The organism is Rhodoglobus aureus (genome assembly GCF_039527955.1).
In the GTDB taxonomy this organism is placed as follows: domain Bacteria; phylum Actinomycetota; class Actinomycetes; order Actinomycetales; family Microbacteriaceae; genus Rhodoglobus; species Rhodoglobus aureus.
The window spans coordinates 1-8719 of record NZ_BAAAKW010000051.1 but is presented as its reverse complement, the minus strand read 5'-3'; the positions used below and the strand labels follow the sequence as shown (position 1 = coordinate 8719).

The window sequence follows — 8719 nt, the reverse complement described above, 5'->3', positions numbered from 1 at the left end:
CACAACCCTGCATGAATTAAGTCTTAATCAGCCCCCGAAAATACTGGGAAGGCGCGCCTTAAAACGCCAAATCGACCACCAAATTAATCAGCGGTCTCCTAGGCGTGCGTGCCCAAGAAGCTCACAAAGTCATTCAACTCATCCGTCGAAATCGAGTGCGCAAGCCCCTCATAGATGTGCGATTCGGCGCGAGTGTGATCAACAAGCCACGTCTCAGTGCGCTCAATGTTCACCGCCGGAATCACAGCATCGTCAGTGCCACGACCCCAAAATACGGGCGGGCGGATGCTCGTGAGCGCTGCATCTCCGGAATGCTCGGCGCTCACCACAAACCCCGAGAGAGCCACAGCGCAGGTGAAGCGTTCCGGGGCGAGCCGAAGAAGTTGAAGCGCCATCGCGGCGCCCTGGGAGAAACCGAGGAGGCTGACGCTCGTGAATTGCTGGTCGTCAAGCCAGGAAAGCACGGCCCGTGCCGCGTCATCCACCAGTTCGACATTGTGCCGACCGTCGCCACTGAGGTTGATCGGAAACCACGAAAATCCGCCATTCTCGGGGATCGGCGCGCGCAGCGAAGCGATAACCGGTTCGAGCGGAAGCCCCGGTGCCATCGCAAACAGATCACCCTCATGTGAGCCGTAACCGTGTAACAACACGAGCAGCGGACGCCCGGCCCTCTCGCGTTCGGGGGCTGACCAGAGCACTGCTGATGAATCGATCTGCATGTCTCGAATCTTACGGGGCGGGGCTGGGTCGCCGGCTGAGATCGTCAGCGGGGTTCCTCCAGATAATTCCTGACTTCTCAGACAAAGGGGGCTAGGTGCCTAGACTGCAAATGAGCACCGACGGCAAATGAAGACTCGATGGTGGAGGATCTGAAGCATGGATGTAGCAAATAAGGTTTTTGTTGTCACTGGCGGCGGGAACGGGATGGGTCGGGAGGTAGTTCTCGGACTGCTCGCCCGTGGTTCCCGAGTGGCAGCGGTCGACCTGAACGAGGCAGGGTTAGCGGAAACAGCAGAGCTGGCCAGTTCGGAATCCGGAAAATTGACGACCCACACTCTCAACGTCACCGATCGCCAAGCAGTGCTTGCGCTGCCCATAGAGGTCAGCAAGGCGCACGGACAGATTGACGGTTTGTTGAACGTTGCCGGGATCATCCAACCGTTCGTGAAATTGAAAGATTTGGATTTTGACGTCATTGAGCGTGTGTTCAACGTGAACTTCTGGGGTGTCGTGAATATGACGAAGGCGTTCCTACCAAGCCTGATGGAGCGACCTGAGGCTGCCGTTCTGAACGTGTCGAGCATGGGCGGTTTCCTTCCGGTTCCCGGTCAGGCCGCCTACGGCGCGAGCAAGGCTGCAGTGAAGCTGTTTACTGAGGCGCTCTATGCGGAGAGCTTGGGAACAAACCTCACTGTCACGATCGTGTTCCCCGGGGGAGTAGCAACGAATATCACTGCAAACTCCGGCGTAGAACTACCGATGGCGCAGAGTGCCGAACCGGGCAAGGGGTATACAACGACGAGCCCAGAGGATGCCGGGAGACAGATCATTGAGGGCCTGGAGAAGGGCGCTTTCCGTGTCGTCATCGGCAGTGACGCTAAATTCATGGACCGGTTCTCACGGCTCGCTCCCCGACGCGCAACCGAACTGATTGCGAAGAAGATGAAGGACTTGCTCGGCTGAGCTGACGCACAGGGGAGGTATTAGTTGTCGTTCCCTTGCCCGCCGCACGCACTCGAAACCCGCGCCATGGGTGACAATGGAGCATGAGCTCCGTCGGCACACCAGACCCCAACTCGTCTTGGCTTTCAGATGAAGAACTTGCGGAGACCCGCAGGCGCCTGCCGCTTCTCTATGTTGAGGCTGTCCCTGTGCGCGTGGATGGGCTGGGTCGCGTCACCGAGGTCGGCACACTGGTGCGCGGCAACGATGGCGAAATCACCCGTACTCTCGTCTCGGGCAGGGTGATGTTTGGCGAGTCGTTGCGCGATGCCCTGTTCCGTCATCTGGAAAAGGATCTGGGCCCGATGGCCTTCCCCCTGCTTCCGGCAAACCCGACGCCGTTCACGGTTGCGGAGTACTTTCCCTGGCCGAGCGATAGCCAGTTCACAGATGTTCGCCAGCACGCCGTGTCGATGGCCTACGTCGTGCCTGTGACGGGCACGTGTGAACCGCGTCAGGATGCGCTTGAGCTCACCTGGCTGAGCCCCGCCGAAGCGGCATCCGAAGCAGTCACCGCCGACATGGAAGGTGGCCGCGGCGCACTGCTGCGCGCAGCTCTCGCCTCTGTCGGCGTTCTGCCCTAACTGCTTGCTGGCGTCCGGCTCTTGCTGGCTTCCGCCGCGTAGTCCTGTCGCGTCGTCTTGCCCTACGGCGTCGTCTAACTGCGTCGCCCGTCTGAAGCGTCCTGCCTCGTGCCGAATATGGAAATTCAGGAAAAACTGTTCGCGTGACAGCGCCGTCTGCCGCGGATGCTTGGGAATACCGGGGCATAGCGGCAGTCCAGTATCTGAGGAAACACAATCTCCTGAGTTTCCGTGATGTGCAGGGAGCGACACCCGTGTCCCGCTGCGTGCCCCCGTGGCGCGGCTACGGAAACTCAGGAAATTCAGGAAAACCGGTTCGGGCGGTGACGCTGCCGAGCGCGGATGCCCGGAAATCCGGGAGCGTCGTGGCGGGTGCGCACATGGCGAAACAGAATCTCCTGAATTTCCGTGACGCCGCAGCCGAGTCGAGCCAGCGCCAATCCAGCGTAAGTGCCAGCACGGGCCGCGCCAGCGCCGCAACCAACACCCGTTAAATGCCACAGGGCGACGAATCGCCACTCAGTATTACTGAGAGCAACTCGCCGCCCTGAGACGTTAAAGCTGTGTGGTTGTTAGCGTCCGCTGCTTGAGGCGCGACGATTAGGGCGCACTACCTGGCCAACGCGAACGGTTCCGCCGCCGGCCTGCGCGCGACCTTTGCCACCGCGCGGACGCGAGGGGGCTTCGGTGTGCTGCTGACGCGGCTGGTGAGTTGAACGCTGTTCTCCGGCACCAGCACCAGCGACGACTGCGCCGCGGCCTGAGCCTTGACGATCATTGCGCTGCTGGCCACCACGAGCTGCGTTGCCGCCGCGTGACTGACCGTCACGACCCTGCCCGCCGCGTGACTGACCGTCACGACCCTGTCCATCACGTGACTGACCGCCACGAGCGCCGCCGCGGGCACCCTCGCGGCCACCGTCACGTCCACCATCGCGGCCGCCGCCGTCGCCATCACGACGAACACGCTTGCGCTGGGCGTTTGCACCCTGCGAGCGTCCGCCCTGTGACTGGCCACGAACGGGAGCTGCTGCGCGAGGAGCGGGGGTCACGTATTCGGCGACCTCACCAACAAGCGCAGTTACGGCATCCGAGTTTGCGTTCACGTGCTGCGGGGTCACCGTGATGGCGGCCTTGCGCAACAGCGTTGCAGTGTCTTTGCGCTGGGTCGGAAGAACGAGGGTCACTACGTCGCCCTCTTCGCCGGCACGAGCGGTGCGGCCACTGCGGTGCAGGTATGCCTTGTGCTCTGCTGGCGGGTCAACGTGGATGACCAGCTCAATGTTGTCTACGTGCACGCCGCGCGCTGCGACATCCGTGGCGACAAGCACCTTGACGTCACCGGCGGAGAATGCCGCGAGGTTGCGGTCACGAGCCACCTGCGAGAGGTTTCCGTGGAGGTCAACAGCGGGGATGCCGGCGTCGACGAGCTGGCGGGCCAGCTTCTTGGCGTGGTGCTTGGTGCGCATGAAGAGCAGACGGCGGCCGGTGCCCGAAGCGAGCTTTTCGATGAGTACGCGCTTCGACTCAACGCTGTCAACCTCGAACACGTGGTGGGTCATGGCGGAGACGTGTGAGGTCGCTTCGTCGACCGAGTGCAGAACCTCGTTGTGCAGGAAGCGGCGAACCAGCTTGTCTACACCGTTGTCGAGGGTTGCGCTGAACAGTAGGCGCTGTCCGTTGCTGGGAGTCTTGTCGAGCAGACGGGTCACAACGGGCAAGAAGCCGAGGTCGGCCATGTGGTCGGCCTCGTCAAGCACGGTGATTTCGACGGCGTCGAGGCTGACGAAGCCTTGCTTGATGAGGTCTTCGAGGCGGCCAGGGCAGGCCACAACAATGTCAACGCCTGCCTTGAGGGCAGCGACCTGACGGTTCTGGCTCACACCACCGAAAATTGTGGTGGTGTTGAGGCCGTAGGCAGCCGCAAGCGGCTCGATGACGGCGGAGATCTGGGTGGCCAGCTCACGAGTCGGCGCAAGCACGAGACCAAGCGGGCGACCCGAACGGCGCTTGCCACCCGAGAGCTTGCCGCCAAGACGCGCAACCATTGGCAGCGAGAAGGCGAGAGTCTTGCCCGAGCCGGTCTTACCGCGGCCGAGAACGTCGCGACCGTTAAGGGTGTCAGGAAGGGTGTCGAGTTGGATGGGGAATGGCGTGGTCTTGCCGTCGGCTGCGAGGGCCGCAACGAGCGGGGCGGGTACGCCGAGCGAACTAAAAGTTTGTTCAGTCAAAGTAATGGTGCCTTTCAGGCATAAGTAACAGATGGGCGTTACACCGGAGGCGCACAGGCAAAGCACGTGCTGATCTACACCGACCCAATCAGGTGTTTCGCACGTATGCGGCACACAGGTCAGATCTCGAACTTTCGTTCGGCGCGGATGACTCCAGTTCGCCGGAGAAAGTTATCTACGAGCCACACGTTTCTGATTGACGTGGACGAGAAGAGGGAAGCGTTCTACGACGCAGGGAAACATAGTTGTTTCGCAAGTGAAGCCAGCCTATCAGGCAGAGGCCCCATACCGCTCACCTACCGGCACTTGCACAGCCAGAGTGTTTCCGGCCTGTGCCAGAGGGCAGGCCCACGCGGGGTCGTAAGCGCACGACGGGTTGTAGGCAAAGTTGAAGTCGAGCACGAGTGATTCTGGCGCGCTGCCCGCTCCGAGGTCAGCACCCTTCACGGTGTCGATGAGGTAGCGGCCGCCGCCGTAGGTTCCGCCAGAAACCCGGGAGAGAGCATCCTTCACGGGGATGAAAATTCCGCCGCCATACGACGCCAGCCGCCACACGTCGAGAGTGCCAACCTGGTCGATCTCAACAGTGCCCAGCAGGTCGAACGGCACCACGCCATCCGTACCAGTCTCGACCTCCATGCGGCGCCCTTCGCCCGGAAGACCTGCACCCGGAACAATGGATGCCTCAAAGCGCCATGCAGGGTCGTAGTCGTTGAACGGCAACCCACTAAATTCGCGCCGGTCCTCCGGTAACAACGGCGAAGCTGGATGCGTGGCAAACATCTCATCGCGACCCGCACGCCAGTTGGCGTGGGCGCTCGCGGCATCCGAGTTCGAACGAACAGCAGAGTAGAGAGCGAAGTTGCGTCGGCGCCAGTCGGCTACCTGAAGAGCGGTCATAGGCTCAGGCTAGCTGGGCGTCCCGATAGTTAGCTCTTGTCGGGCGCGAGCAGTCGCCTCAACTCGGTCTCGGCCGAAGCCAGACGGCGGGCGTCGATCGTGGTGCCGGCCGTGTACACGTCAACAATGCGCGGGTCGACATAGCTTTTCTTCGCTATCGCGGGGGTGTTGCCCAGCACTTCGGCTGCGGCTTCCATCGCGCGTTTGATTGCTCGCGTTCGTTCTCGGTGACTCGACGCAGCCCCACTCGTGGCCAGACTGCTGGCGGCCGCTACCGTGCCGCGCAGGGTGCGGAAATCTTTGGCGGTGAACTCGCCACCGGTGCGTTCTCTCACATAGTTGTTGATCTCGGCTGCGCTCAGCGAACGTCGCTTCCGGCCCTCGGTCCACGACAGCAGGGGAGTCTGCTTGCCGGCGCGCAGCCTGCCGCGAACGAACGTCGCTAGGTCAGCATCCACGATCTCGCTCTGCCACAGTTGTCTACTCTTCGCCGGGAAGCTGAGGGTGACGCAATCTCCCCGCGCCTGGACGTGGTTACACAGCAGTGTCGATAACCCTCGGCTGCCGTTTTCGTCGGCATAGCGCTCGCTGCCGATGCGCAGTGACCCGGTGTCGAGCATCCGAAATGCGGCAGCCAGACTGCGTTCGCGAGGGTCGTCGCTATGGCGCAGGGTTCGTGTGACGATAGCGCGTGCCGACGGAAGCGTGGCAGCAAGCGCTAGAGCCCGATCGAACTTTTCGCGATCCTGCCGCTCGCGCCAGGCCGGATGGTAGATGTACTGCCGCCGGCCGGCATCATCAAGGCCCGTTGCTTGAATATGCCCGTTTTCATAGGGGGCAATCCACACCTCAGTCCACGCTGGCGGAATGGCCAGAGATAGGAACCGCTTACGCAGCTCGGGCTCCGCCACAGTGCCGCCGTTCGCATCTCTGAAGCTGAAGCCTCGCCCTGAACGCAGTCGATGGTATCCACGACCTGCGGGATCACTGCGACGCAATCTGGGCACCGTGACTTCCTTCCACGCCCACTGACTTAGTTGTTGCTCGAGGCCGCACTGCGCCTCATGCTCTACAGGCTGAGATTAGTCCGCGATGGTGTGGAACTACCCCACGTTGGGGCTAGGCGTTTCAGCGAGGCGGCCCGCCACTGCCAGAAGGCCCAATACATCGGCCACAGCAGGGGAGTGAGTAGGCCAGCACTGAACGTGAGTTGATCGCGGTACAGCGTTTTGTTGTCTGGAGCTGCACTGATCGCCATGGAGTGTTCCCACGTAGAAATTTGTGCGAGTACTCCGCTCAGCCCTTCGCCGTTGTCGCGCATGACCCTAGTACCCGGCTCGCTCTCGTCGAATGACACTCGGATGACCTGATGTCCAAGCCTCAGCCTGCGTCTGCCAAAGGCGGAGACCCGCACCGGGTGGTCGCCCTCTTCCCAGAATTGCGGAAATCCACCCACTTCGAGTGAGGTAAACCGAGTGAACGGCCGCGACACTTGTTGAAAGACTGCGGGGGTACGGATCGCGCGCCAAGCGTCGTCTGGTTCGCAGTCCAATATGAGCTTCAGGAGAACGCGCATGCCCCTAGTGTGCTCCTGTCACTTTCAGTAATCCAGCAATTCACTGAGTGGGCCATGGGGGTTGGCGCGGTTCTCTCGGTCAAAGAGTCGGGTCAGTCTCGTTTGTCGAGACGCTCCAGCCCATCGAGAATGAGGTCGAGCACGAGCTCGAAGCTGCTCGCGGTTTCGCCGGAAAGATGCTGGTTCACGTGGGCAACCATGTAGGGGTGAGTCTCTGTGGAGACCCCGGCAAGGTAGATCTTGGCGTTCGCGGTGGCATCTTCGTCGACGAGGACCGTGCTCTTCTCTTGAAGGGTGTACCCAATCACGTGATTGGTCACGGCGTGGAAGCCGTGATGGGCGGTCTCGGGGGTCAGACCGCTCTCGTTCAGCAGACGCAACAGCGTCTCCATGAGCTCAGTGCGGGCGGGCCCGGGCAGGTGCTGCTGCCATTGTTCGGTTGCCCACGGATGCTGCAACAGGGCGGCGTGCGTCGAGATCGTGATTGCTCGAACTGCGGCGAGGGGCGATGCTCCCGATGGCGCGCTCGAGATGGTGCTAGCGACGGCGTCGGTCATGAGAGCGAGCAGGCTCTGCTTGTTTGCGATGTGGTTGTACAGCGCCATGACCTCGAAGCCGAGAGAGCGGGCCAAGCTCCGCATGCTCAATCCAGAAACGCCCCGCTGATCGGCGATGCGCATTGCTTGGTCGACGATTCGGGCCGCCGTGAGCGGTTCGCGGCGCGAGGTCAGTGCGGTGGTTTCCATCTGCGTCCTCCTCGATTGGTGCCGGTGCGATTGGTCCCGGTCTTCTCACCGGTTGTGGCTCACGTTTCATTGACAGCGTACAGCGTACGTGCTAGCTTTTCGACCACACCAACGTACGATGTACGTAACTTTAGGTTTGGAGACAGCATGTCGGTTCCCCCGCACACGAGCCCACGAAAGGGTCCCGGCAGCGGTACCAATTTGCGACCAGAGACTATGACCGCGGTCACGGCACGACGGTATGGCGGCACAGAAGTGCTGGCCATCGAATCGGTGCCAACGCCAACGGCAGCGCCCGGCGAGCTTCTGGTGCGTGTACTGGCATCCTCGGCGAATGCGCTCGACTGGCACCTGCTGAGTGGTACGCCGCTAATGGTCCGGCTCATCATGGGCCTGCGCGCACCGAAGCGGTTGATCCCGGGAGCGGATGTCGCCGGTATCGTCGAGGCCGTCGGAGAGGACGTAAAGGGCTTCTCCGTCGGCGACGCGATCTTCGGCGAATCCGGAGGCGGTGCGTTCGCCGACTATGCGGCGGTAGACGCAACCATGGTCGCCGTGCTCCCGGCTGGAGTGGACTTTGAGGCTGCAGGCGCAACGCCTGTTGCCGGGCTCACCGCTCTTCAGGCATTGAGGACGCATGGCAAACTGAAGTCGGGTGATCGAGTGCTCATCAACGGTGCAGCCGGCGGTGTTGGCTCCTTCGCGATCGAACTCGCTAGGGTGCTCGGCGCCAGCGACATCACCGCAGTGTGCAGTGCGGGCAACGCAGCCCAAGCGCGGGCACTGGGTGCCACCAGAGTTGTCGACTATGCCAAGGAAGATTTTATCGCAGCGGGTGGCCCCTATGACGTTGCCCGGGTTCTAGTTCGAAGTGCAACACGGTGTGGTTTCGTTCGATGATAGTTCTTGGAAGACTTCGGCGGGTGTTGCCCAGCCGAGGATTTTGCGTGGCCGGTT

General features: G+C 61.8%; 9 protein-coding genes. 3 read left to right on the top strand and 6 right to left on the bottom strand.

Translation table 11 applies throughout. The annotated features are described in order from the left end of the window. Window positions 1-98 precede the first annotated feature (98 nt). Entirely contained in the window at window positions 99-722 is a 624-nt protein-coding gene (locus ABD112_RS11685; protein WP_343926067.1) for an alpha/beta hydrolase, read from the bottom strand. A gap of 157 nt (window positions 723-879) precedes the next feature. Between ABD112_RS11685 and ABD112_RS11680 the strand changes: the two genes are divergently transcribed. Both ABD112_RS11680 and ABD112_RS11675 read left to right on the top strand, forming a co-directional pair. Then, window positions 880-1686 (top strand): SDR family NAD(P)-dependent oxidoreductase, encoded by an 807-nt coding sequence (locus ABD112_RS11680; RefSeq protein ID WP_343926066.1) that lies wholly within the window; start codon window positions 880-882, stop codon window positions 1684-1686. Window positions 1687-1769: 83 nt separating this feature from the next. Then, window positions 1770-2309 carry an NUDIX hydrolase family protein gene (locus ABD112_RS11675; RefSeq protein ID WP_343926065.1) on the top strand — a complete coding sequence of 180 codons (540 nt, stop codon included), beginning with the start codon at window positions 1770-1772 and terminating at the stop codon, window positions 2307-2309. A 572-nt stretch (window positions 2310-2881) separates the two neighbouring features. Here the strand turns inward: ABD112_RS11675 and ABD112_RS11670 are convergent. The 5 genes from ABD112_RS11670 to ABD112_RS11650 form a co-directional block, all read right to left on the bottom strand. Next, window positions 2882-4540, bottom strand: a complete 1659-nt coding sequence (locus ABD112_RS11670) for a DEAD/DEAH box helicase (RefSeq protein WP_343926063.1) — start codon at window positions 4538-4540, stop codon at window positions 2882-2884. 270 nt (window positions 4541-4810) lie between these two features. Beyond that, complete coding sequence (locus tag ABD112_RS11665; RefSeq protein ID WP_343926062.1) at window positions 4811-5440, bottom strand: DUF1684 domain-containing protein; 630 nt, start codon at window positions 5438-5440, stop codon at window positions 4811-4813. A 29-nt stretch (window positions 5441-5469) separates the two neighbouring features. Continuing rightward, a complete protein-coding gene (locus tag ABD112_RS11660; protein WP_343926061.1) occupies window positions 5470-6447 on the bottom strand; it encodes a DNA topoisomerase IB in 978 nt (325 codons plus the stop codon). Window positions 6448-6509: 62 nt separating this feature from the next. Next, entirely contained in the window at window positions 6510-7016 is a 507-nt protein-coding gene (locus ABD112_RS11655) for a hypothetical protein (RefSeq protein ID WP_343926059.1), read from the bottom strand. 92 nt (window positions 7017-7108) lie between these two features. Further along, window positions 7109-7762: a TetR/AcrR family transcriptional regulator C-terminal domain-containing protein gene (locus tag ABD112_RS11650; RefSeq protein WP_343926057.1), complete on the bottom strand. Its 654-nt coding sequence runs from the start codon at window positions 7760-7762 to the stop codon at window positions 7109-7111. Window positions 7763-7909: 147 nt separating this feature from the next. Between ABD112_RS11650 and ABD112_RS11645 the strand changes: the two genes are divergently transcribed. Further along, window positions 7910-8662, top strand: a complete 753-nt coding sequence (locus tag ABD112_RS11645) for an NAD(P)-dependent alcohol dehydrogenase (RefSeq protein WP_343926055.1) — start codon at window positions 7910-7912, stop codon at window positions 8660-8662. Window positions 8663-8719 lie beyond the last annotated feature (57 nt).

Excerpts from the sequence above, each read along its gene's own strand:
- ABD112_RS11665 (WP_343926062.1), bottom strand. The coding sequence starts at position 5,440 with ATGACCGCTCTTCAGGTAGCCGACTGGCGCCGACGCAACTTCGCTCTC.
- ABD112_RS11680 (WP_343926066.1), top strand. The coding sequence starts at position 880 with ATGGATGTAGCAAATAAGGTTTTTGTTGTCACTGGCGGCGGGAACGGG.
- ABD112_RS11650 (WP_343926057.1), bottom strand. The coding sequence starts at position 7,762 with ATGGAAACCACCGCACTGACCTCGCGCCGCGAACCGCTCACGGCGGCC.
- ABD112_RS11675 (WP_343926065.1), top strand. The coding sequence starts at position 1,770 with ATGAGCTCCGTCGGCACACCAGACCCCAACTCGTCTTGGCTTTCAGAT.
- ABD112_RS11645 (WP_343926055.1), top strand. The coding sequence starts at position 7,910 with ATGTCGGTTCCCCCGCACACGAGCCCACGAAAGGGTCCCGGCAGCGGT.
- ABD112_RS11655 (WP_343926059.1), bottom strand. The coding sequence starts at position 7,016 with ATGCGCGTTCTCCTGAAGCTCATATTGGACTGCGAACCAGACGACGCT.
- ABD112_RS11685 (WP_343926067.1), bottom strand. The coding sequence starts at position 722 with ATGCAGATCGATTCATCAGCAGTGCTCTGGTCAGCCCCCGAACGCGAG.